The organism is Maribacter corallii (assembly GCF_047345415.1).
Classification (GTDB): Bacteria; Bacteroidota; Bacteroidia; order Flavobacteriales; family Flavobacteriaceae; genus Maribacter_C.
In genome coordinates this window covers 522,489-545,514 of record NZ_JBLFEP010000003.1, presented here as the reverse complement: position 1 = coordinate 545,514, position 23,026 = coordinate 522,489, and the positions used below count along the sequence as shown (strand labels likewise).

At 43.2% G+C, this 23,026-nt stretch carries 20 protein-coding genes; 12 read left to right on the top strand and 8 right to left on the bottom strand.

Translation table 11 applies throughout. The features are described from left to right. Window positions 1-57 precede the first annotated feature (57 nt). Window positions 58-939 (top strand): UDP-2,3-diacylglucosamine diphosphatase, encoded by an 882-nt coding sequence (locus ACKWCA_RS12320; protein WP_413978502.1) that lies wholly within the window; start codon window positions 58-60, stop codon window positions 937-939. Here ACKWCA_RS12320 and ACKWCA_RS12315 read toward each other — a convergent pair. Further along, window positions 931-3,840, bottom strand: a complete 2,910-nt coding sequence (locus ACKWCA_RS12315) for an FAD-binding and (Fe-S)-binding domain-containing protein (RefSeq protein ID WP_413978501.1) — start codon at window positions 3,838-3,840, stop codon at window positions 931-933. The genes ACKWCA_RS12320 and ACKWCA_RS12315 overlap by 9 nt on opposite strands. Before the next feature lie 96 nt (window positions 3,841-3,936). Between ACKWCA_RS12315 and ACKWCA_RS12310 the strand changes: the two genes are divergently transcribed. Together ACKWCA_RS12310 and ACKWCA_RS12305 are read left to right on the top strand one after the other, a co-directional pair. Beyond that, window positions 3,937-4,452: a hypothetical protein gene (locus tag ACKWCA_RS12310; protein WP_413978500.1), complete on the top strand. Its 516-nt coding sequence runs from the start codon at window positions 3,937-3,939 to the stop codon at window positions 4,450-4,452. Window positions 4,453-4,551: 99 nt separating this feature from the next. Then, window positions 4,552-5,670 (top strand): redoxin domain-containing protein, encoded by a 1,119-nt coding sequence (locus ACKWCA_RS12305; RefSeq protein WP_413978499.1) that lies wholly within the window; start codon window positions 4,552-4,554, stop codon window positions 5,668-5,670. Between the two features lie 70 nt (window positions 5,671-5,740). Here ACKWCA_RS12305 and ACKWCA_RS12300 read toward each other — a convergent pair whose 3' ends face one another. Then, entirely contained in the window at window positions 5,741-7,378 is a 1,638-nt protein-coding gene (locus tag ACKWCA_RS12300; protein ID WP_413978498.1) for an LVIVD repeat-containing protein, read from the bottom strand. Window positions 7,379-7,520: 142 nt separating this feature from the next. Further along, window positions 7,521-8,171, bottom strand: a complete 651-nt coding sequence (locus ACKWCA_RS12295) for a rhomboid family intramembrane serine protease (protein WP_413978497.1) — start codon at window positions 8,169-8,171, stop codon at window positions 7,521-7,523. Window positions 8,172-8,224: 53 nt separating this feature from the next. Here ACKWCA_RS12295 and ACKWCA_RS12290 point away from each other — a divergent pair, with 53 nt between their 5' ends. The 3 genes from ACKWCA_RS12290 to ACKWCA_RS12280 all read left to right on the top strand — a co-directional run bounded on the left by ACKWCA_RS12290 (window position 8,225) and on the right by ACKWCA_RS12280 (window position 11,871). Then, window positions 8,225-9,112 carry a lysophospholipid acyltransferase family protein gene (locus tag ACKWCA_RS12290; protein WP_413978496.1) on the top strand — a complete coding sequence of 296 codons (888 nt, stop codon included), beginning with the start codon at window positions 8,225-8,227 and terminating at the stop codon, window positions 9,110-9,112. 75 nt (window positions 9,113-9,187) lie between these two features. After that, window positions 9,188-10,207, top strand: a complete 1,020-nt coding sequence (locus tag ACKWCA_RS12285; protein ID WP_413978495.1) for a sterol desaturase family protein — start codon at window positions 9,188-9,190, stop codon at window positions 10,205-10,207. Further along, on the top strand, window positions 10,204-11,871 hold the full coding sequence (locus tag ACKWCA_RS12280; RefSeq protein WP_413978494.1) for a formate--tetrahydrofolate ligase: 1,668 nt from the start codon (window positions 10,204-10,206) through the stop codon (window positions 11,869-11,871). Before ACKWCA_RS12285 ends, ACKWCA_RS12280 begins: the two co-directional genes overlap by 4 nt. A gap of 117 nt (window positions 11,872-11,988) precedes the next feature. Here the strand turns inward: ACKWCA_RS12280 and glmM are convergent, their stop codons facing one another. Further along, window positions 11,989-13,377, bottom strand: a complete 1,389-nt coding sequence (glmM, locus tag ACKWCA_RS12275) for a phosphoglucosamine mutase (RefSeq protein ID WP_413978493.1) — start codon at window positions 13,375-13,377, stop codon at window positions 11,989-11,991. Window positions 13,378-13,470: 93 nt separating this feature from the next. Here glmM and ACKWCA_RS12270 point away from each other — a divergent pair, with 93 nt between their 5' ends. The 3 genes from ACKWCA_RS12270 to ACKWCA_RS12260 are packed head-to-tail and all read left to right on the top strand — an operon-like array spanning window position 13,471 to window position 16,502. Next, window positions 13,471-14,067 carry an acyl carrier protein phosphodiesterase gene (locus ACKWCA_RS12270; protein WP_413978492.1) on the top strand — a complete coding sequence of 199 codons (597 nt, stop codon included), beginning with the start codon at window positions 13,471-13,473 and terminating at the stop codon, window positions 14,065-14,067. Window positions 14,068-14,099: 32 nt separating this feature from the next. Further along, window positions 14,100-15,785 carry a gamma-glutamyltransferase gene (gene ggt, locus ACKWCA_RS12265; protein ID WP_413978491.1) on the top strand — a complete coding sequence of 562 codons (1,686 nt, stop codon included), beginning with the start codon at window positions 14,100-14,102 and terminating at the stop codon, window positions 15,783-15,785. A 6-nt stretch (window positions 15,786-15,791) separates the two neighbouring features. Then, the gene (locus tag ACKWCA_RS12260; protein ID WP_413978490.1) at window positions 15,792-16,502 is read left to right on the top strand and encodes a hypothetical protein; all 711 of its coding nucleotides are present in this window, start codon (window positions 15,792-15,794) and stop codon (window positions 16,500-16,502) included. Here the strand turns inward: ACKWCA_RS12260 and ACKWCA_RS12255 are convergent. Continuing rightward, on the bottom strand, window positions 16,499-17,581 hold the full coding sequence (locus tag ACKWCA_RS12255; protein ID WP_413978489.1) for a transporter substrate-binding domain-containing protein: 1,083 nt from the start codon (window positions 17,579-17,581) through the stop codon (window positions 16,499-16,501). The genes ACKWCA_RS12260 and ACKWCA_RS12255 overlap by 4 nt on opposite strands. A 94-nt stretch (window positions 17,582-17,675) precedes the next feature. Here ACKWCA_RS12255 and ACKWCA_RS12250 point away from each other — a divergent pair, with 94 nt between their 5' ends. After that, window positions 17,676-18,107 carry a GNAT family N-acetyltransferase gene (locus tag ACKWCA_RS12250; RefSeq protein WP_413978488.1) on the top strand — a complete coding sequence of 144 codons (432 nt, stop codon included), beginning with the start codon at window positions 17,676-17,678 and terminating at the stop codon, window positions 18,105-18,107. On the opposite strand, the gene ACKWCA_RS12245 is transcribed toward ACKWCA_RS12250, so the two are convergent. Further along, entirely contained in the window at window positions 18,100-18,864 is a 765-nt protein-coding gene (locus ACKWCA_RS12245; RefSeq protein WP_413978487.1) for an XRE family transcriptional regulator, read from the bottom strand. The two genes, ACKWCA_RS12250 and ACKWCA_RS12245, sit on opposite strands and share 8 nt — an antisense overlap. A gap of 253 nt (window positions 18,865-19,117) precedes the next feature. Between ACKWCA_RS12245 and ACKWCA_RS12240 the strand changes: the two genes are divergently transcribed. Continuing rightward, complete coding sequence (locus tag ACKWCA_RS12240) at window positions 19,118-20,380, top strand: putative DNA modification/repair radical SAM protein (protein WP_413978486.1); 1,263 nt, start codon at window positions 19,118-19,120, stop codon at window positions 20,378-20,380. 273 nt (window positions 20,381-20,653) lie between these two features. Then, a complete protein-coding gene (locus tag ACKWCA_RS12235; protein ID WP_413978903.1) occupies window positions 20,654-21,430 on the top strand; it encodes a TIGR03915 family putative DNA repair protein in 777 nt (258 codons plus the stop codon). Between the two features lie 17 nt (window positions 21,431-21,447). On the opposite strand, the gene ACKWCA_RS12230 is transcribed toward ACKWCA_RS12235, so the two are convergent. Together ACKWCA_RS12230 and ACKWCA_RS12225 are read right to left on the bottom strand one after the other, a co-directional pair. After that, complete coding sequence (locus tag ACKWCA_RS12230) at window positions 21,448-22,350, bottom strand: nucleoside hydrolase (protein ID WP_413978485.1); 903 nt, start codon at window positions 22,348-22,350, stop codon at window positions 21,448-21,450. A 48-nt stretch (window positions 22,351-22,398) separates the two neighbouring features. Next, a complete protein-coding gene (locus ACKWCA_RS12225; protein WP_413978484.1) occupies window positions 22,399-22,926 on the bottom strand; it encodes a hypothetical protein in 528 nt (175 codons plus the stop codon). Window positions 22,927-23,026 lie beyond the last annotated feature (100 nt).

Sequence of the window (23,026 nt, the reverse complement as noted above, 5' to 3'; positions counted from 1 at the left end):
TCCGCTTTCCAAGGAATACTTATACCAATAGGTTTATTTTGTAGGAAAGAAAAAAGAGTGAAAAAAAGAAAGCTCGAGATTTCCGTAATTTCAGATGTTCATTTGGGCACCTATGCCTGTCACGCCGAGGAACTCCTCGCCTATTTGAACAGCATTCAACCTCGAAAGCTCATATTGAACGGTGATATTATCGATATTTGGCAGGTCGAAAGGAACTATTTCCCGCCCGCCCATATCAAAGTGCTCCGAAAAATATTAGGAATGGCCGCTAAGGGTACTGAGGTCTATTACATCACTGGTGATCATGATGAAGCCTTACGAAAATTCAGCGATACCACCATTGGCAACCTCCATATTGTAAATAAATTGGTGCTTGATCTAGGTAAGAAAAAAGTATGGTTTTTTCATGGCGATGTATTCGACACCGCTATTCAGAAACTAAAATGGCTGACAAAACTGGGTGGACGGGGCTATGACCTTCTCTTACTAGTAAATAAGATCCTTAACGGATTATTTCAAAAGATGGGAAAGGAACGGTACCCCCTGTCCCAAAAAATCAAGCTGGGAGCCAAAGACGCGGTCAAACACATAGCCGATTTCGAAAATACAGCGGTACAACTAGCTATCGAAAACGGATATGACTATGTTGTATGCGGACATATGCATCAACCAAAAAAGGAAGTGCGTCACACACAACATGGTGAGTGCACCTATCTCAATTCAGGGGACTGGGTAGAACACCTTACAGCACTAGAATACAATTTTAAGAGATGGAAGGTGTACAACTATGATGAAGACAAACTGCTCCCCTTTTTCGTGGATGATGATATTAGGACCATGGATATGCAAGAATTGGTTGCCATTATTACGCAAAAAAAGGAAGGTATGGGCAAGGCAAAACAGCGACCCGAAAAAGAAGGGGAAATCCCCTTAGAGTAATGCTTTTTTCCAAATGGAAATCGGATGTAGCGCCCTTTTCTCGGTACCGTCATAAATCTGATGTCTACAGCTCGTGCCATTTGCGGCAATAATACACTCCGCTTCGGCCTTTCGAATGGATGGGAAAAGTTTTAACTCCCCAATCTGCATGCTCACCTCATAATGCTCTTTCTCGTAGCCAAAAGAGCCTGCCATTCCACAGCAGCCGGAACTTATAATAGTCACCTTATAATTCTCGGGCAGATTCAACATGTCAAAGGTCACTTTTTGGTTGCTCAACGCCTTTTGATGGCAATGGCCATGTATTTTCACGGACCGGGACTCTTTGGTAAAACGCTCTTTGGTGATGACTCCTGCCTCGATTTCCTTTGCCAGGAACTCCTCGATCAAAAAGGCATTATTCGCTATGGCTTCGGTCGCTATGGTATCGTCTGATAGCCTTTTATACTCATCCCTAAAGGTCAAGATGGCCGAGGGCTCCAGGCCGATTACCGGCATGCCATTGTCCGCGTAGGTCTTTAACTTCGGAATATTCTTTAAGGCCAGTTTCCGCGCCTGTTTTAGAAACCCTTTCGAAAGGTAGGTTCGACCACTTTCCGCATAAAAAAGCGTGACGTCATACCCTAAATGAACGAGCACCTCTATGGCATCTTTGCCCAACTCGACATCCAAGTAATTTGTAAACTCATCAATATATAGAACTACTTTTATATTGCTATTAGCATATTGATTATTAATGCTTTGAAGGTATTTATCTAAATTAAAATTTGACACTTTTGGCAAATCTCTTTTCTGAGCAACACCTGTAGATTTCTTCAATACGCCACTCAAAAAACCGGAACCATATACGGCATTGGTCAGTCCGGCCATTTTGCTTCCGAGCCTATTTAATTTGGTATTATGGGCAAATAGTGTACTTCGCAACGAATAGCCGTTTTTTTCTTGGTACTGGTATAAAAACTCGGCCTTCAAGGTTGCCACATCTACATTACTAGGACATTCGCTAGCACAAGCTTTACAACTCAAGCATAGATCAAATACTTCCTTTAGTTCTTTTTGGTCGAACTTGTTCGCGTGCTCCGAGGTAGTTAAAAACTCACGTAGTGCATTGGCCCTTCCGCGTGTGGTATGCTTTTCATCGCGGGTCGCATGATAGCTTGGGCACATCGCTCCCGTCATTTTTTCGGTCTTGCGACAATCCCCACTGCCATTGCACTTTTCCGCGGCTTTGAGAATACCCTCACTATCAGAGAAATCCATTAGGGTCTTGATATCGGGTTCGCGGCGCCCCACCTCATACCGCAGGGCTTCGTCCATAGGATACGCATCAACGATTTTCCCGGGATTGAATATATTGTATGGGTCAAAATAAGACTTAACACGTCTTAGTAATTCATAGTTTTTTTCGCCGATCATCAAGGGAATGAACTCCGCCCTTACGATACCATCACCGTGTTCTCCACTAAACGAACCCTTATACCGTTTTGTCAAGCGTGCTACGTCCGTCGTGATTTTCCGAAACAGGGTCACATCTGCTTCCTTCTTCAAATTTAAAATAGGCCGTAAATGCAGTTCTCCCGCCCCGGCATGGGCATAGTACACCGCATCTTGGCCATAGCCTTTCATTATCTGGGTAAACTCCCCGATAAAGTTCTTTAAATCTTCCAGGGCGACCGCCGTGTCCTCAATACAGGCGACGGCTTTACGATCTCCTACCATATTGCCCAGTAGTCCAAGTCCGGCTTTCCGAAGCTCGAGCGCTTTGTTGATATCGGCTTCATACAACACCGGATTGGCATAGCTTAATCCGGATACTTTGATGGTCTGTAGCAATTCGTCCACTTTGCGGTCCAAATCGACCTTGGAGTAGCCCTTTACTTCGAGCATCAATAGCGCGGCAGGATCACCTTCAACAAAAAATCGATTTTTCATCTGCTCTCGATTGTTCTTGGTACAATCGAGAATTACCTTGTCCATCATTTCGCAGGTGTGCAGATCATGCCGCATGGATGGCTCGACATCGCTCAAGCAGTCTTCCAATGTTCTATAATGGGTAATTACCATGGCCGATAAGTTTGGGGGTAGGTCATCCAATTGCAGGGTAATCTCCGTCGTAAAGGCCAAAGTACCTTCGCTACCGGCCAAAAGCTTACATAGATTGAAATCGGCCGTGCTCTTTCCGTAGGTATTGTTCTGCAGGAGTTCATCGACCGCATAGCCCGTATTTCGTCGATGAATGTGCTTTTTCGGAAACTCCTGTACTATTTCCGATTGTATGTCCGGGTTAGACAATTCTTTATCAATCTCCCTGTATATAGAGGCTTCGGCAGTATTCCCATAGCGCTTTGCCTCTACTTCTTTTTTGGATAATGCCCCAAACTCCACTTCACTTCCGTCGGCCAATACCGTCTTCAACGCAAGTACTTTATCTCGGGTAACCCCATACTGGATGGATGTGGTACCGGAAGAATTATTACCGACCATCCCACCGAGCATACAACGATTTGAGGTAGAAGTGTTCGGCCCAAAAAACAGTCGATATGGTTGTAGGTACAGGTTCAGTTCGTCACGAATGACCCCTGGTTGTACTACCACCTGCTTTTTCCCCTCATTAAGGGATACTATTTTTGTAAAATGCTTGCTCACGTCCACAACAATTCCTTCTCCAACACATTGTCCGGCTAAGGAAGTACCAGCGGTTCTAGGAATGAGCCCCACACCATTTTTGGTGGCGAATTGAATAAGTTTTTTGATGTCTCCAACGCTTTTTGGGAAAGCGACGGCCAAGGGTATTTTCCTATATACTGACGCATCGGTAGCATACAACGTTTTGTTCAAGGCGTCGAATTTTAACTCCCCATCAAGCGCAAGCTGTAGCTCTTTAAGTAAATTTTTATTCAATTCGGAACAATTTTTGGACAGAAAATCAAGTTTTCAAAGCATAGGGCAAAGATATGAAGCCCCCAATTGTAAATAGCAACACTAAGGGAAGATATTATGAACATCTCAAAATTAATGGCCACAACACTATTTTTTATTACGGCGACATTAAGTGCACAGGAAATCGCCAATCACGCCTTCGGCCTTCGTCTTGGCGAGAGTGACGGATTTGGTGCAGAGCTCTCCTATCAAAAATCCATTGGCAGGTACAGCCGATTTGAATTGAACGCCGGATATCGCGATAGCCGCGAATTTGATGCCTTTAAAGCGACACTGTTATATCAAAATGTCTTTTCCATCGATGGCATCTTCAATTGGTACTATGGTTTTGGCGGTGGGGCCGGAAGTGCAAAATTCGAGCTGATTCCAGATGTGAACAACCCGAATAATGCCATAGAACCTGAAGGAGGACTCTTTGTTTTTGCCGCGGGTGATATCGGCATAGAAGCCAATCTCAATTTACCTTTGGTAATTTCATTGGACATCAGGCCAGAAATAGGCATACTGGGTTATGAAAGCTTTGATGATCGATTTGAATTCGATGTTGCCCTTGGCATTCGATATCAATTCTAAATCTATTTTTTAAACGTGCAAAGCCCTTAAAATAGAAACGCTAAGGGCTTTTTTTATACGCTTTAGAATACCTACATTTGCCCTTCAAAATGTAATCAGATGAGAAAAATAGTTTTACCCCTACTATTGATGGCCCTAGTTGTTGCCTGTAATTCAAAGCCGGAAGGCTACGAATTATCCGGAGAACTTAGGGGTGAGTTGGAGGAGGGTACCGAGGTATTCCTGAAAAAAATCGGACCTAATAAGCAGCCGCTCGATGTGGATACCACTACCATTAAAAGCGGAAAGTTTCTATTTACAGGAGTCCAAGACCTTCCGGAAATGCATTTCATTTTTGTGGGTGAGCTACCGGGGTACTCCACCCTGATTCTAGAAAACGGCGAAATCAATTATAGTGCGCAAAAGGACAGCCTCGGTTTTGCGGAGGTAAAAGGAAGTATGCAAAATAAGTCCTTTTCAGATTACATGAAAGGGTCTAGAGCCATAGCGGACAAGGCAAAATCGGTGCAGCAAGACCTGCAATCAGCAGATGAGGCGACCCGCGCGGCTTTGCAAGATGAAATGCAAGAATTGCAGGAAGAGTATAAAAACTTTGATGTCGATTATATCAAAGGACATCCAGATGCTTTGATTTCCGTTTTATTAATGGATCGGGCTATCGCCTCGCGGCAAATGACCTATGAAGAATTGAAAGGCATGTTCGACGCATTTACACCCCAAATCAAAGAAACCACCGATGCAAAACGAATTGCGGAACAACTTGAGGCTCTTAAGGACCGTGAGGAGAAAAGCAAGAGTACTGAAGTTGGTGCCAAAGCCCCTGAGTTTACAGCACCTGGACCAAATGGGGAGCAAGTCGCTTTGAACGAGGTCTTGGGCAAAGTTACGCTAGTCGATTTTTGGGCCGCTTGGTGCAGACCTTGTCGTGCGGAAAATCCGAATGTAGTATCTGTCTATAAGAAGTATCATGACAAAGGACTCAATATTCTAGGGGTTTCTTTAGACCGGAAAGCTGAAGATTGGAAAAAGGCCATTGCGGACGATGAGCTTACTTGGAATCACGTCTCACATGTACAGTACTTTAATGACCCTGTAGCGAAATTATACAACGTAGATGCCATCCCGGCCGCTTTTCTGTTGGATGAAAATGGGGTCATTGTTGCCAAGAACCTCAGGGGTCCGGCCTTGGAGGAAAAAGTAGCGGAGCTGCTGAATTGATTTGAAAAACGCAAAGAAAAAGGCCCTAAAGCAATTGCTTTAGGGCCTTTTTTATATGCTACTGCTTTACCTAAAATTTATTTCGTACGTCGTCAAAAGTTCCGGTTACCGTGGTATTGCCATTTCTGACTACCTGTCCGAAAATATTGGCGGAAGAAGTGCCACCCAAGAACTCAATGGTCGCTCCATCATTCAAGATCAAGTCGCCATAGATGATCAAATTTCCTTCGATACGCAAGGTAGCGCCTTCATCAACCGTTACATCTCTCCTGCGGTTGTTGCGCCCAACCACCAATGTGCCGTTCATTTCCATGAGGGCATTGCTATTGATATCCACCGCGTTTCTAACGGTCCAGCTCCCACATAGCAATAATTCACCGCTATTGGTAATGCTGTTGAATCGCTTAGATCCACGATAGGCTAAATCTTGTCCTGAATTTACCGTCAAACTTGAACTGCCTGAGTATGTAGGACTTGATGAACACTCTTCTACAAGGCTCGTACTTGGTCTGTTCAGTTTGATGACCTGCACCCCACTTTTTCCGGAGGCGGCAAAAATGTAATCCCCTTTTGAGGCAACATAATTGATTGAGCCGCTCAATTCGATAATCCCCACCAAATCTGGGTCGGTACCTTGGTCTTCCGAAAGACAGAGTCCGGCGCCACCATTGGCCATGAGGATGACCCCTTCGTTTGAAGCTACGGCATTGGTCACGATATTTTGCTCAGCAACCCCTTCTGGGTTGATCAATATGGGAAGGTACTTCAACAAACTTCCTGAATTGGCATCATAAACGCCTGCACCTTTTGAACCTTCGGAAACAACGATCATGTCATCCGTATAGTCCAAGGTTCGTTTGGCAAAATTCCCAAAATCAGACGAAATATTGATTTCTTGGGTAACTCCGAAGTCAGCATTCATAATCTTTACGCCCGTACTGGCATCAAGAATGGCTATTTTATCATTGTTTAGTGCGACCGATCTAAGGTCTGCGTAAGGCACATCATCCAAAATCGTCAAATCGCTCTTGTTGTAGGCTCTTAAAAGTCCATCGCCCCCACTGGTTACCAATACCCTATCGCCGGATACTTTGACGTCAGTGGCATTAAATCCTTCCTGAAAGCCATAGGTAATGCCCGCGCCTAGATTGAAACGACCTCCGCTCACCGCAATTTTGGCTACGAGGGAATTGAATTCCGATCGTGTACTCTTTTCCGAATCGAATCCACCAACAGCATATATATAACCATCATCATAGGCGATGGCATTCATATCCGCATTGGTATAATAGAGCCTACCGGTCAAACGTGGGTTATTCGGATCACTGACATTAATAATATCAAGACCTCCGGCATACCCGTCTTCCACAGTGTTATAAGACACATAGGCGTAATCACCATCGATATCGATATGGGTCGCTCCTAAGTTGGTCGCCCCGGTATAGGAGGGCGCTGAAATTTGGGCAACAAGGGTAAGTGGATAGTCTCCTGCCTGTTCATCGGCTTTTGACGATTTACCGGATAAGCGCTGCTCGTCAAATATATCAAGCACACCGGCATCATCGAATGAAATACTATTATCTAATGTGGTAGCATTTTCTTCTACGGCCACATCATCTTCTAATTGGTCTCTGTATACGGTAGTTTCATCACTACACGAGGCCACAAAAACGAGAGCTAAGACAGCTCCCAGGGACAAATTTCTCATTATAAGTAGGTTTTCTAATTAGGTTTGGGTCCTATTAGTAACGTCAAAATTAGGCAAAGTGTATATTTTCCTACTTTATTTTCGATAAACGGGAATTTTCCTTGTTAAAATCACCGCTTTACTGTCTATTAGTGGGCGCGTACTATATCTTTCCCAACTTTTCCATAACAAAGAGTATGAGGATAGGAATCGCCAAAAGAATGACCATCAGTGTCTCGGTAAAAATCAAATCGGGCATGAAGAGCAAGGTAGTGACATACCCCCCAATGGCACCCCCGAAATGGGCGGTATGCCCAATATTGCCCACTCTATTTTTCATACCATATATCGAATACAGCAAATAGCCGATTCCTACGACATAGGCCGGAATCGGAATCGGAATGAACATCAGGTACAAACTCATCGTGGGATGCAACAAAATCGCTGCATATAAAATACCGGTTACAGCTCCACTGGCCCCCACCGCACTATAAAAGGGCTCATTTTTATGGAAAAACAGGGCTAATAGACTTCCGGCAATCAAGCTGATCAAATAAATACCCAAAAATTTAACCGGACCAAAACCATTAATGACCACATCCGCAAAAAAATAAAGGGTGAGCATATTGAATAAGAGGTGGGTGAAATCAACATGTAAAAAACCAGAGGTCAGCATGCGTTCTTTTTGCCCTGCGTTGATGGCCCCGACTCCGAACTTATACCGTTCGAAAAAGGCGATATCATTGAAGCCCTTTAAAGAAACCAAGATATTAACTGCAATAATGGCAAGCGTAGCATAGTGTATACCGTACATAAGGTCATCTTATTTGGTATCAAATATAACTATATTTGCACGACACTTTTTTCATGCAGCTACTCGTTTTTATACTTGCCTACCCCTTTTTGTGGTTGATTTCAATTCTTCCGTACCGATTGTTCTATCTATTTTCGGATTTTGTGTTCTTCTTGGTATATCATATCATAGGCTATCGGAAAAAAGTCGTGCGTGACAACCTCGAATTGGTTTTTCCAAAAAAATCGAAAGAAGAGATCCATCGTATTCAGAAGGACTTCTTCAAACATATATGCGATATGTTTTTGGAAATGGTCAAGACCATGAACCTGTCCAAAGAGGACGTTAAAAAAAGATATCACATTACTAATGTGGATTGCATTCTGGATATCGAGAAGGAAAAAAGTATTTTGGTTCCCTGTTCGCATTATGCGAATTGGGAATGGAACGTTAGTCTAAACCTCTATGTTCAGAGTAAGGGTTATGCCGTATATCAAAAGGTGGCCAACGTCTATTTTGACCGAATGGTGAAAAAATTCAGATCGCGATGGAACACCGAACTGATTACTACGCACGAGACGGTAAAAACCGTAATTCGTAACGAGAAAAAGGGAGTGAAATCCATTTACGGAATGGTCAGTGATCAATCGCCCATGGTGGTACATGCCCATTACTGGGATTCGTTTATGGGTATTACCGTGCCCATTTACAATGGCACCGAGGTGCTGGCCAGAAAACTTGACCTCGCAGTGGTCTTCTTGAAAGTTTCTAAAGTGAAACGTGGCTATTACCAAGCTGAGTTCATTCCGATTACATTGGCAGGAAAGCATACTGCGCCCAACGAAATCACCAAGAAGTTCATCGAACTCGCTGAACAACAAATTAGGGAGAAGCCAGAACATTACTTGTGGAGCCATAAAAGGTGGAAGCACCGCGACAAGGTTCCACCTGAATTTCAGTAAGTCCATGGGGTTCTGTATTCTGGCCTTTTGCTATGGTAATTTTGACTAAATTTAAAGCTAGATTTTGTAGTGTACATGGAAATTCTCGATACCCTTTATACGGAAATCACTGGTTTTTTAGGAATCTCCCAGGCATTGGAAATTATTAGACACGGGGACTATAGCACCTTTACTACCTATGATGGAATCGTTTCATTGATCTACCCTATTATTCCCCTACTACTGCTACTTGAACTGATTTTGGGTTTCGTTTACAAAAAGCCTCAAGCAAAAGTCTACAAGATTAACTTTTTGATTTATCTGGTCAATCGAATTGTCGGACGTTTTATCGCCATTGCCGTGACCACCTATCTCATCGGGGTATTACAACCCATCGCCTTTTTTCAAGCGAACATCACCTGGTATTGGTTGATCTACGGATATGTAGTTTGGGAATTTGGGCACTTTTTGTACCATTATTGGGGTCATAAAGTACGCCTCTTCTGGTGTTTGCATTCCACGCACCACGCGCCGGAAGACATGAACCTTTCCGTCTCGCATGCCCATTTTTTTCTAGAAGGTCCGTATGCAGATGCCATTCGTACGACGGTTTGTCTTCTTTTCGGCCTCTCGCCTGAACTATTGTTCTTGATCATGTTCATCGATGGTACCTACGGTGCCTTCATTCACGTTGGGGAAAACCTTTTGAAAGATGGTCGCTTAGGGGTATTGAACAATATCATATTAACACCATCGCATCATCGGGTGCACCACGCACGCAATCCTTTGTATATGGATACCAATTTCTGCAACTTGCTCAATATTTGGGATAAGGTTTTCAAGACCTATCAAGATGAAGATCGCGATGTTCCGGTAGAATATGGTATCACACGAGAAATGGATTCCGGTAATTTTTGGGATGTGTACTTTGGAGAAATCGTTGCTTTGGTCAAAGATGTTATTCACGCTCCAGGAGTCCTCAATAAATTGAAGTATATCGTCATGCCCCCGGGTTGGCATCATGAAGGAAACCATCAAACCGCCAAGCTTGTCCGAGAGACCTATCTCGATACGATAAAAACGATTCAATTAAACAAAATCAAACCAAAGCAATGACAGATATCGATATTGCAAGAAAAGTGCAGTTAAAACCTATTTCGAAAATTGCACAAAAGCTAGGACTTCCAGAGGATGCGATAGAACCCTATGGTCGATATAAGGCCAAAATCCCCTTAAAGTTCACAGATCTTACAAAAGCTGAAAAGTCGAACCTCATTTTAGTATCGGCCATATCACCCACTCCCGCTGGGGAAGGAAAAACGACCATGTCAATCGGGTTGACCGAGGGTCTGAATCGCTTGGGCAAGAAAGCTACGGTAGTGCTTCGTGAACCCTCCTTAGGGCCTGTTTTTGGTATTAAAGGCGGCGCCACTGGTGGAGGATATTCCCAAGTTTTACCCATGGAGGATATCAATCTGCATTTTACCGGTGATTTTGCGGCTATAGAGAAAGCACACAATCTGTTATCTGCCCTTATCGATAATAATATTCAGAGCAAAACTGCTTCTTTAAACCTTGACCCTCGAACTATTTCGTGGAAACGTGTCATTGATATGAACGATCGGTCATTACGTCAGGTCATTGTCGGATTGGGGGGTACCGGTTCGGGCATTCCCAGAGAGACCGGTTTCGATATTACAGCGGCTTCCGAAATCATGGCCATTTTATGTTTGGCAGAAGATTTGCCCGATCTAAAAAAGCGGCTTGGAAACATCTTTGTAGGATATACCTTTGATAAAACCCCCATCTATGCCCGCGATTTAAAAGCCGAAGGGGCGATGACGGCCCTGTTAAAGGATGCCATTCAACCCAATTTAGTGCAGACTATTGAGGGGAATCCGGCAATAATTCATGGGGGACCATTCGCCAATATCGCCCAGGGTACCAATTCGGTTATCGCCACACGAATGGGTATGAGCTTTTCAGAGTATACCGTTACCGAAGCCGGATTCGGTTTTGATTTGGGTGCCGAGAAATTTTTCGATATCAAATGTCAAAGTGCCGGACTATCTCCAAAAGCGGTGGTCTTAACGACTACGATTCGGGCATTGAAGTATCATGGCAGCGCAAAACTTGATGCATTGACCGATGAAAATCTTGAAGCCCTCGGAAACGGCATTCCCAATCTTGAAAAGCATCTTGAAAATATAAAGCAATTCAATGTCAGTCCAATTATCGCCATTAATCGCTTTGTTTCCGATACGGACGCCGAAATAGAATTAATTCGTTCTACAGCTAAGACATTGGGAGTTCCCGTTGCTTTGGCAGAGGGCTGGGCCAAAGGCGGTGAAGGAACGCTGGAACTGGCGCAAAAGGTGGTTGAACTCGCTGAAGCTTCCGATGCGGATTTCACACCGATGTATCACTGGGAACAATCGGTAAAGGACAAAATCAAGACCATCGCTACCAAAATCTATGGGGCGGAACATGTGGATTATACGAGTCAAGCCTTAAGGGACTTAAAGAAGATAGCGGACCTAGGACTGGAGAAGCTCCCCGTATGTATCGCAAAGACCCAAAAATCACTCTCTGATAATCCCAAATTATTGGGTAGGCCGAAAAACTTTATCATCACAGTGCGAAATATAGAAATTGCGGCCGGTGCTGGATTTTTGATTCCGATTACCGGTAACATCATGCGCATGCCCGGACTACCGGCAAGACCAGCATCGGAAACTATTGATATCGACGAGGAAGGCAATATTACCGGACTGTTTTAATGCGGCGATGAGCGTCAATAAAAATACTTTCACCTCGGTTAGTCCTATCGAACTATTTGGTTTAGGTAAATGAATAGAAGTCGCTTCTTATTCTCAGTGCACTTGAGAGAGATTATCTTAAATACCGGCAACTGCTTTTATCTCTCCGATAATACGGTCGGCAAGCTGATCAGCTTCCGACTGACTTTTGGCTTCCGTATAAATACGAATGATGGGTTCCGTATTTGATTTGCGAAGGTGTACCCAGTTTTCAGCAAAATCGATCTTGACCCCATCTATTGTAGAAATATCTTCATCCGCATAGTTTTCGGCCATCGTCTTAAGTATTCCATCGACATCCAAACCGGGAGTTAATTGAATTTTCTTTTTACTCATAAAATAAGACGGGTAGCTGGCGCGAAGTTCTGCAACCGTACCGCCTTTCTCGGCCATCAACATTAAAAACAACGCTGTACCTACCAATGAATCACGCCCATAGTGGCTTTCAGGATAAATAATACCGCCATTGCCCTCACCTCCGATAATCGCATTGGTCGCTTTCATTTTGGTGACCACGTTCACCTCTCCGACCGCCGCTGCTTCATAAGTGCCTCCATGCTTTTCGGTAATATCCCGCAGCGCGCGTGATGAAGACAAGTTCGATACGGTGCTTCCTTTCGTTTTTCCTAACACATAGTCGGCACAGGCCACCAAGGTGTATTCTTCTCCGAACATTTCGCCATCATTGCTGATAAAGGCCAATCGGTCCACATCGGGATCGACTACGATTCCAAAATCCGCCTTCTCTTGAACGACCAGGTCACAGATATCGGTCAGGTGTTCCTTTAAAGGTTCGGGATTATGGGGGAAGTGTCCCGTAGGGTCGCAATACAGCTCTACCACTTCTACCCCAAGTTCCTTCAAGAGTTTAGGAATAGCTATGCCCCCCGTGGAGTTCACTCCATCGACCACCACTTTGAACTTGGCTTGGCGAATGGTATCGGCATCGACTAAAGATAGATCGAGCACTTCATCAATATGTACATCAAAATACGAATCGTTTCTGATGATACCACCGAGATCGTCGACTTCGGCGAAAACAAAATCTTCTTTTTCAGCGATTTCCAAAATCATGGCACCTTCCGCAGCATTTAGGAACTCTCCTTTCTCATTCAACAATTTGAGCGCGTTCCACTGTTTCGGATTGTGACTCGCCGTCAAGATAATTCCCCCATCCGCTTTTTCTAAGGGCACGGCGATTTCAACCGTCGGTGTTGTGGAAAGATCCAGGTCGACAACGTCTATTCCTAAACCGATCAAGGTAGAAACCACGAGGTTCTGAATCATCTCGCCAGATAGGCGCGCATCACGCCCAATGACCACTTTCAAATCCTCTTTCTTGGAATATCCCTTTAGCCAAACACCATAAGCGGCAGCGAATTTGACAGCATCGATAGGTGTTAGGTTATCGCCGGGTTGCCCGCCGATAGTTCCTCGAATTCCTGATATAGATTTGATTAATGTCATAGGTCTTTATAAGTTTTCTGCAAATATAAACGGATCACCTTTAAACCTATTGCGCTTCTTTGTAAATTCGACGCCAAGATTTTAATTCATCCTATGAATTTCTTGGCTCATATTTATCTGTCTTTTGGAGACGATGAAATTACCATTGGTAACTTTATAGCGGATAGCATTCGTGCCAATAAATATGATCATTTGCCTGAGCGAATTCAACAGGGCATCTTTTTGCATCGTGAAATCGATACGTTTACCGATGCGCACCCCATTCCTAAAAAAAGCAGTAAACGATTACATAAAAACTACAGTCACTACAGTCGGGTCATTGTCGATATCTTCTATGACCACTTCTTGGCAAAGAATTGGAATCGATATTCGGATACCCCGCTAGCTATTTTCGTGGAGAATTTTTATGATTTACTGGAAGACAATTATGCAATTCTACCAGCGGGTGTCAAACGAATGATGCCTTATATGATAACGGACAACTGGATCTATAATTACTCGAAAATGGAAGGGATTGCCAAGGTTCTGAACGGTATGAACCGGAGAACAAAGAACAAATCCAAAATGAATTTTGCCATTCTTGACCTAGAAGAGCACTATGATGCCTTTGAAAAAGAATTTACGGCGTTTTTTGAGGAATTGATTACCTTTTCACGGCAAAAATATGTGTCACTAGCATCGAAAGACTAATTCAAATTTATACTAAAACCAAAGTACCAGCAATGAGAAAATTCCTTTTACTGTCCTTTACCCTACTCCTATTTGTACACTGTAGAAAACAACCCGCAGCCGCAACCGGGCTGGTCACCGAAAAGGCCATGGTTGTCTCCGCTCGTGAAGAGGCTTCAAAAATCGGGGTTGAAATCATGAAACGTGGCGGAAATGCCTTTGATGCCATGGTCGCGACCGAAATGGCCCTTGTGGTAGCTTATCCCTTTGCAGGAAATCTTGGAGGCGGCGGATTCATGGTCTACCGAAAAGCCAATGGCGATGTTGGCGGGATTGATTATCGAGAGAAAGCTCCGTTATCGGCGCACAAAGACATGTATTTAGATTCGTTGGGCAATGTCATTCCAGGAATGAGCACCAAAGGTGCCACAGCCGTTGGGGTTCCCGGAACGGTAGCCGGCGTCATCGAAGTACACAAGAAGTTTGGGAAGCTATCGCTAAAAGAGATTTTCGAACCGGTCATCGCTCTCGCGGAAAATGGCGTGGTCGTTACCGAAAACCAACAAAAGCGATTGGATCGAACAAGAACTGCATTCATTGAGGTTAATGGAGACAGTACTTTTTTCGCACAGGAATTCAAACAAGGGGATATCATCAAATACCCCGCTTTGGCAAACACCTTCCGTCAAATCGCGGAAAACGGACGTGACGGCTTTTACAAAGGGGAAGTCGCACAAAAACTCGCTGCTTTCATTCAATCGAAAGGAGGTTTTATAACCGAAGAGGACTTGGAACGTTATCAGGCCAAATGGCGCGAACCTATTGAATTCGATTACAAAGATTTACATATTGTTTCTATGAGCCCTCCCAGTAGTGGTGGCGTCACTATCAATCAGATTTTTAAAATGATCGAACCTCATGACATTGCTTCCTTCGGACATAATTCCCCTAAAACGGTACAATTGTTCACCGAAGCCTCTAGAAGGGCCTATGCAGACCGTAATTACTACTTAGGCGATCCCGATTTTGTGGACATTCCATTTGATGTGTTGCTGAATGATTCTTACTTGCAAGAAAGGATGCAAAATTTTTCTTGGGACAAAGCCACCAAATCTTCCGAGATAGAAAGAGGCAATATAGAGATCGTAGAAAGTATGGAAACCACCCACTACTCTATTGTAGATGAAGAGGGCAATGCCATATCGGTTACCACTACCTTGAATGGCGCATACGGCTCAAAATTGTATTCTGATGAGTTGGGTTTCTTCCTAAATAACGAAATGGATGATTTTAGTGCGAAACCAGGTGTGCCAAATATGTTTGGCCTCATCGGTGCCGAAGCGAATAGTATTTCGGCCGAGAAGCGCATGTTGAGCAGCATGACCCCGACCATTGTCGAAAAGGATGGAAAACTATGGATGGTCGTCGGTACTCCCGGGGGATCCACAATTATTACTGCCGTGGCGCAAACGATCTTAAACACCTATGAATTTGATATGAGCATGCAAGATGCTGTTAATGCGCCGAGATTTCACCATCAATGGTTACCCGATATGGTGATTTTTGAGCCGGATGGTTTTCCAGAAACTTTAAAGGATGTATTGAAAGGCAAAGGGTACATCATCAATGAAGAGCGAACGCCAATTATCGGAAAAGTAGACGCCATTCGAGTGTTACCCGACGGCAAGCTTGAAGGAGGTGCCGATAAACGGGGTGATGACGCCGCGGTGGGTTATTGAGCTCGTATGAGGCTATTAAAGAAGATTTTGAAAGTGCTCGGAGGCCTATTGCTAGTAGGCCTCTTTGCTTGTGGTATTCTTTACATCATCTACCACGAACCCCTACCACAAGGCCAAACAGGACCTAAGGCCGACGCTTTGGCCCAAAAGATGCTCGAAGCGATCAATTACGAAGCCTATCAACGTACGCGGTTTCTAGAATGGTCTTTTCCCAACAATACGCATCATTACAAGTGGGATAAGGAACAGAACCAGGTTGAAGTGAAATGGAAGGTGTTTACGGTCAATCTCGATTTGAATGACGTTGCATTGAGTGAGGTCAGTCAAAAAGGCACTGAACTAGCTGCAAATGAATCAAGAGAACTGATTGCTACGGCGTGGGATTATTTCAACAATGATTCTTTTTGGCTCGTTGCCCCATTTAAGGTTTTCGATAAAGGAACCGAGAGAAGTATTTTAAAATTGGACGATGGTTCAGAAGGGCTTTTGGTTACCTACTCCCGAGGCGGAAGTACTCCTGGTGACAGTTATCTTTGGGCATTAAACGCTAATGGATTTCCAGAAAGTTTTCGGATGTGGGTACAGATCATTCCCATCGGAGGACTAAAGGCAACTTGGGATGACTGGAAAGTGACGACAAGTGGACCGTTCTTGCCCACAGCACATGAAATCGGTCCATTCACTCTGAGCATGGGTGATGTGAGGGCCTATAATTAAAGCTCGGTCAAGCCGTATTCATTCAAGACGACCTCCCATCCCTGAGTCTCCATGATCTCAAGAATGCGCTGGGAAATCCGTTGCTCTAGTTCCGTTTGATGTTTAGCAATACCAAAGGCATAAAACTGAACGTCGAATTTTACAGGCAAAATGTTCAACTTACTGAACGTTGAGTCCTCTCTAATACGATACTTCAATATGGGCTCATCATACATAAAGGCATCTACTTCTCCCCTTTTTAATCCCTGAAGACCGAGAACCAAGCCATCGTAAGTTTTTATTTCCTTAAAAAAATGTTCTTTCAAAAACTGGTTCGCTCCTGAATTACCAATAGTACCGACAGGTCGTTCTTTAAATTCATTGAACCCTTCGGGATTACTATTCAGCTGGGTGACCGTTAAACTGGAGGCAATGCTGGCCGTAAGTCCTGATATAAAAAGTAATCCCCCGAACATCAAGACCAAAGCCGCGATTTTCCCCATTCTGGTTTTGGGCGCCTTATCACCATAACCCACAGTGGTCAAGGTAACTGCAGACCACCAAACGCCGTCCCAGATTCCACGATAATTTGAACGAAAGTGTTCGCTATTGGCTTTTCGTTCAAAATACCATCCCAACAGACCGAACAGAAAGATGATGAACAATAAGATCAACAAGCCTTTGAGAAAATTCTGATTGAAAAAGGCCTTGATAAACCGTACTAGTTTTCGAAATCCAGATACATCGGCAACTACAATGGTCGAATTAGAAGCGTAAAAAGGATCGGTAAACTCCATCACCTTACTCCGTTCACTTGTAATCGTCAACGGATTGATACTGATATCTATGTCGCCATTGCCCAAAGAATCAAGCATGTCAGGGAAATACATCGGTACGAGTTCATATTCTAGATTCAAGTCTTTGGCAATGCGTTCCCATAGCCAAATATTGATACCTTCCAAGTCTTGACCATTTTTAACTATGAATGGAGGTGCAGTAGTGTAACCTACTCTTAATAAATTAGTTGGATCAATATCTTCTTGAGACCAGGTCGCAAAAGAAAAACAAATTAGAAATGGTAGAATCAGTTTTTTTGTCATTCGGTATAACCCACTTAAGTGCTAAATATACGACAAATGAAGTTTCAAAAATACCCTGTCAATTGGCTATCTTCGAATCAAGAAAGCAAAAGCTATGCACATAGAACTATTAACTCGGGAGCTTTTGACCGATTCGCTTCAAGAAGAGGTATCGTTGTTATACCGGCAACTGAATGCAGAAAACAAGCAACGAGCGGTGGCAGAGATCCTGGAATCGAATAATAATGTTCTGGTGGCCATATGCCAAATCGACTCTGGAATAGTTGGAATAGCCCTTTTAAGTACTTACAAGGTCATTTCAGGCTATCGAGGCTTGGTTGAGGATGTAGTGGTCGATTCGGAACACCGTGGCAAAGGTATCGGACGCAAATTAATGGAAAAGCTGCTAGATGAAGCAAAAGCACTTGGTCTGGACGAAATCCTACTGTTTACGGGGCATCATCGTACTCCGGCAATTGGTTTATACACTAGTCTAGGGTTTGCGCCCCGGAAAAGTGGAATTTATAATTTACGCTTGATTAACTAGCCTTTTGCTTATTGAACTGTCGTTTCAGGTCTTCCATTGATTCCTGTAATTGTTTTAAGAGCCCTGTTTCCGTAGTGGCGTCGACACTAAAGGTGATTTTACTGCTGACCTCCCATATTTCCTGAATTTGAAATGGCTTGATTTCATAAGGAGGATAGGTTTCATTCAACGAGACCAAGGTCACGTTGTTCGAATTGGGTTTCCGAATTACCTTTTTCACCAACACCGCATCTTCCAGCACTACGACGTACATTTTATTGGGACTCACCTGGTCGATATGCTCTATCGCCTTTGCGAGTACCCATTCTCCGGGCTTTAAATTAGGAAACATGCTATCTCCCTCCACTTGAAACCCGCGATAAGTAGCGTTCCTAAATTCGGGTAAGGGCAAGTCAAAAGCCGGAAGTTCTTTGTACCAAGATGTATCTTGAATATTCTGTGGATATCCTGCGGCCGCTTTGGCGTTCACCATCACCATATTTTCTTGATCGGCCGAATCAACGGTCACAACTTTCGGAATCACACTGGTGTTTGAAGTGGCCAGATTCTTATTTTCACTTTCTCCGAATAACCATAATGGATTTATTTTGAACTGTTTAAATAACTCTACCACAACCTTTCCTGAAAGCTTCGTACGCCCTCGTTCAATGTCGGCTGTCGTGGTAGAAATACCCAACAATTTTGCAAATTCGGCCTGGGTAAAACCCAACTCCCTTCTGATTTCTATAAATCGTTTTAATGTTACTTCATTTTCCATTGAATTTGTGCTTTACGGGTCAGTTGTACGAGCGTGGTGAGCCAATTCATTACGGTAACCCCTTCTGTGTATTTGGTTGAAACTAGATGTCCGAGATACTTCACAATCAAGGCGTTGCTTTCAAGGTTTGCATAAAAACAACGCTTTCAGGACTCTCAAATATACATAATTTGGAATAAATCCATAAAAATTTTTGGATTATTTCCATAATTAGGAATTATTCCATAATTTTGGAATAATTACAAAAAAGCTTATGTCCTTCGAAAGAATCAGAGAGAAATTGAACATCTTGGCCGACGCCGCTAAATATGATGTTTCCTGCTCCAGCAGCGGCAGCAAACGCAGCAATACCAATAAGGGCCTGGGAGACAGTTCGGGAATGGGTATTTGCCACAGTTATACCGAAGATGGGCGCTGTGTATCCTTATTGAAGATTCTCCTGACCAACTATTGCATTTTCGATTGTGCCTATTGTGTAACACGAAAAAGCAATGATATCAAACGTGCTGCCTTCAAGATTCAAGAGGTGGTCGACTTGACCATTAATTTTTATCGCAGAAATTATATTGAGGGGTTGTTTTTGAGTTCCGGAATTTTCAAGAATCCGGACTATACCATGGAGCGTTTGGTTGCAGTCGCCAAAAAATTACGGTTAGAAGAAAATTTCAATGGCTATATCCATTTGAAGTCCATTCCAGGGGCAAGCGACGAATTGATGCGTGAAGCCGGCCTTTGGGCAGATCGGTTGTCGGTAAATATTGAAGTGCCCACCATTTCAGGATTAAAACTACTGGCCCCCGATAAGAAACATGAAGACTTTACCAAACCTATGCTAAAAGTCAAAACCGAAATCTTACAGTATCAGGCAGAGAAGAAAGTTATTAAAAGTACTCCAAAGTATGCACCTGCAGGACAAAGTACCCAAATGATCATAGGCGCCACGGGTGAATCGGATAAGGATATCATGTATTCCGCTACGCATTATTACCGGAAATATCATATGAAGCGCGTATACTATTCAGGTTATGTGCCGGTAGCAGAGGACAATCGCCTACCTGCTATAGGTACACAGGTACCGATGCTACGTGAAAACAGGTTATACCAAACGGATTGGTTGCTCCGCTTTTATGGTTTTAGCGTTCATGAGATTTTGAATGACAAACATCCGAATCTAGATGTCGAAATCGACCCGAAGTTAAGTTGGGCATTGCGAAATCTACACTACTTTCCTATTGATATCAATACGGCGGATAAACATCTTCTAGCCCGAGTGCCTGGATTGGGCATGAAATCGGTGAGCAAAATTTTGAAAGGGCGAAAATTCAGAAAACTCAACTGGGATCATTTGAAGAAAATAGGAGTGGCTTTGAATAGGGCGAAGTATTTTATTCTCTGTGATTCAAGATATTGGGAACGACGCGATTTACAGGCCGCACAGATCAAGGGAATGATCCTCCAGAACAGTCAGGGCAAGTTCAGGAGTACGCATAGCGCTCAATTGTCATTGTTTAATTAAAAAAGTAACGAAATGGACTATTTAGTAACGAGAAGGTTTGAAAATAAGTGACAAAAATCCAATCCGCTAATTGAACGTACCAGATTATCGGTCTTGCATGGCAGTTATTTATTTATCGAATGGAAAAGTAGCCTAAGAAGGTATTTTAGGCAGTCGTATGCGCTGACCGAAAGTATTGTAAATCATAAAAACATCCCTCTAGGCTTGACCAAAGGCGACGGGGCAAAACGCCTTTCTTAAGGTCTAGGGGTTGTTTTAATTAAAAAGAAAATGATGAAAGAAGCGAAAATTTTAATTTACGACGGAAGTTTCAATGGGTTTTTAACCGCGGTATTCAAGACATTTGATGAGCGCATCGAAGTGGCCGATATTCAAAAGAACTCGGAAGCGCAACGTGGGTTGTTCTCCGACACTGAAACAGTTTTTACGCAAATGGATAAGGCCAAACGTGTATGGAACGGTATTCAGAAGAAAAGTAATTCTGCCATCAAGAACGTCTATTTTGCTTTTCTCAGTGAGCATAAGGGCATTGAAATGCTCTTGTACCGGTATATCCGAAAATTATTCTCTCCCACTGATATGATGCATTTGAACTTTTCGGACGATACCGTATTAAAGATTGATCAGTTGACAAAATCCGTAGGAAGGGAAAAACATCGTATGGAGGCTTTTGTGCGTTTTCAGTTGACACAAGATGGTATTTATTTTGCCAATATCGAACCCGACTTCGATGTATTGCCCTTGATTTCAAAACACTTTCGATCTCGTTATGCCGATCAGCAATGGATGATCTATGACGTAAAACGCAAATATGGTATTTTTTATGATCTGGATTCCGTGGAAATCGTTTCCCTCGACATCAAAGAGGTCTACGCCAACAGTATTCATAAAAATGACACATTCTCCGGAATCGAATACGACTACCAAGACCTTTGGAACAATTATTTCAAGAGTACGAACATCAAATCACGTATCAACAGAAAATTACATACCCAACACGTTCCGAAACGATATTGGAAGTACCTCTCCGAAAAGAAGCAAGCTGTTTAAGCTAGAGTTGATATCGCTTAGGGTCTTTCGTACCCTCTTATCTTAGCAAAAAAATCAGCGCGCATCGTATCCGCCTTAAAATCCTTGTAGTAGTAGACAGTGCGGTTGCCATTGTCTTTAGAAGTCTTGATTTCTACTTCTTCCATCCATTCCGGGTGCAAAAAGGCGTTGATGATCGACAGATCCCATATCGTGCGACTTGTTCGTCCCCCATCGATATGATCATCCCAGATTTTCAGTAAAAAATCACCTAGAAAATGGTTTTCCATTTTGCTGCGACTTTCATCGTAGTCGAATGTCATTTTAGAAGCGACGCTCACAGGAATGATATGCATCTCAACAGCTGAAAACAACAAGTGGTTCAAGGCATATTGATCCATAGCGCAGTTAAAATCATCTTTTCTGAGAATCTCTTTTTCAAAATCATATGTTGTACCCAACCAATAAAGTTTGATATGCTCGGCTATAGATGGGTCTATAAATACGGCCGAGGCAACATTGGTCAAGGCGCCCAGTGCAATGACATTTAATTTTCCACCCTCTTTCTGTGCTTTGGCCTGGTTGATGATTTCATAGGCAGCTGCGGAATGTTGGGCACGATCACCCCAATCATACATTCGGGCGGCGCCACCACGCTTCAAGGGTATGTCTAAGCCCATTATGCCTAATAACATCTGATTGAGCCTGTGACTATCCTCCATACTTTTTGGAGTAGTCCAATGCGCGGTTTGCCATTGTGCCGCATTAAGTGCGGTTACTTCGACATCAGAATTCATCAAAATGATGCTCAGCGCAAACAGGTCATCCACTTCATTTGCCGTATCGGCATCCACTAGCACTTTGGTTTTCCCTTGACCCAGAAGGCATTGGGCGCATACAATTCCACATATCAGCAAGAGTCGAGCAGTGATTTTTTTCATGACCTTTTTTGGATTATTACTTCCTAAAAATAGGTATTTACGCCATACTTACTTTGAACGCTCCCCTACAAAATGATCGCTCTGACTTTTGAAAAGTACATTAAAAGTGGTTAGACTGCCGTAGATGCGGGTGATATATTGCTGTAGGTCCACTTTCTCTTGGTCATCCAAATTTTTACTGGAGTTGATTTTTTGCTCCATAACACGGATACGGTCACGAACCATTACAATTTTATGGAAAAAAGTAGCCATAGGTATTTCCTTAGTGGAGAGATTGCTATCCTTAGGTTCTAAAATCAGATTTCCGCCTTTCCACTTATCCGCTATGGGGGTCAAGGAGGAGGCATCGCTCCACCTTCTTAAAATTGAGATCAATGACTGCTCCACTTCCGAAAAGCTGATGGTATCCACTTCATCCTCCACCGCTTCAATAATCTCAAAATCGGAATCCAAATCAATCGTTTCCAATCCGTTTTCCATAAAAGTCACCCAATAATGTTTGGCCGTAACATTGGTCACCACACCTTTTCCATATTCGTTATGGTCAATACGAGACCCTATTCCCAGTAATTGCATTCGCTTGCTTTTAAGTTCAGCTTCAAAGTTAAAATCTAACATTTAAATAACAAAAACGAATTCTCCCTACTTCCGTTTTTGGCCACCAAAATCGTACTTT

Coding starts and splice junctions, on each gene's coding strand:
- ACKWCA_RS12310 (WP_413978500.1), top strand. CDS start 3,937: ATGAACATCTCAAAATTAATGGCCACAACACTATTTTTTATTACGGCG.
- ACKWCA_RS12305 (WP_413978499.1), top strand. CDS start 4,552: ATGAGAAAAATAGTTTTACCCCTACTATTGATGGCCCTAGTTGTTGCC.
- ACKWCA_RS12300 (WP_413978498.1), bottom strand. CDS start 7,378: ATGAGAAATTTGTCCCTGGGAGCTGTCTTAGCTCTCGTTTTTGTGGCC.
- ACKWCA_RS12295 (WP_413978497.1), bottom strand. CDS start 8,171: ATGTACGGTATACACTATGCTACGCTTGCCATTATTGCAGTTAATATC.
- ACKWCA_RS12290 (WP_413978496.1), top strand. CDS start 8,225: ATGCAGCTACTCGTTTTTATACTTGCCTACCCCTTTTTGTGGTTGATT.
- ACKWCA_RS12285 (WP_413978495.1), top strand. CDS start 9,188: ATGGAAATTCTCGATACCCTTTATACGGAAATCACTGGTTTTTTAGGA.
- ACKWCA_RS12280 (WP_413978494.1), top strand. CDS start 10,204: ATGACAGATATCGATATTGCAAGAAAAGTGCAGTTAAAACCTATTTCG.
- glmM (WP_413978493.1), bottom strand. CDS start 13,377: ATGACATTAATCAAATCTATATCAGGAATTCGAGGAACTATCGGCGGG.
- ACKWCA_RS12270 (WP_413978492.1), top strand. CDS start 13,471: ATGAATTTCTTGGCTCATATTTATCTGTCTTTTGGAGACGATGAAATT.
- ggt (WP_413978491.1), top strand. CDS start 14,100: ATGAGAAAATTCCTTTTACTGTCCTTTACCCTACTCCTATTTGTACAC.
- ACKWCA_RS12260 (WP_413978490.1), top strand. CDS start 15,792: ATGAGGCTATTAAAGAAGATTTTGAAAGTGCTCGGAGGCCTATTGCTA.
- ACKWCA_RS12255 (WP_413978489.1), bottom strand. CDS start 17,581: ATGACAAAAAAACTGATTCTACCATTTCTAATTTGTTTTTCTTTTGCG.
- ACKWCA_RS12250 (WP_413978488.1), top strand. CDS start 17,676: ATGCACATAGAACTATTAACTCGGGAGCTTTTGACCGATTCGCTTCAA.
- ACKWCA_RS12245 (WP_413978487.1), bottom strand. CDS start 18,864: ATGGAAAATGAAGTAACATTAAAACGATTTATAGAAATCAGAAGGGAG.
- ACKWCA_RS12240 (WP_413978486.1), top strand. CDS start 19,118: ATGTCCTTCGAAAGAATCAGAGAGAAATTGAACATCTTGGCCGACGCC.
- ACKWCA_RS12235 (WP_413978903.1), top strand. CDS start 20,654: ATGAAAGAAGCGAAAATTTTAATTTACGACGGAAGTTTCAATGGGTTT.
- ACKWCA_RS12230 (WP_413978485.1), bottom strand. CDS start 22,350: ATGAAAAAAATCACTGCTCGACTCTTGCTGATATGTGGAATTGTATGC.
- ACKWCA_RS12225 (WP_413978484.1), bottom strand. CDS start 22,926: ATGCAATTACTGGGAATAGGGTCTCGTATTGACCATAACGAATATGGA.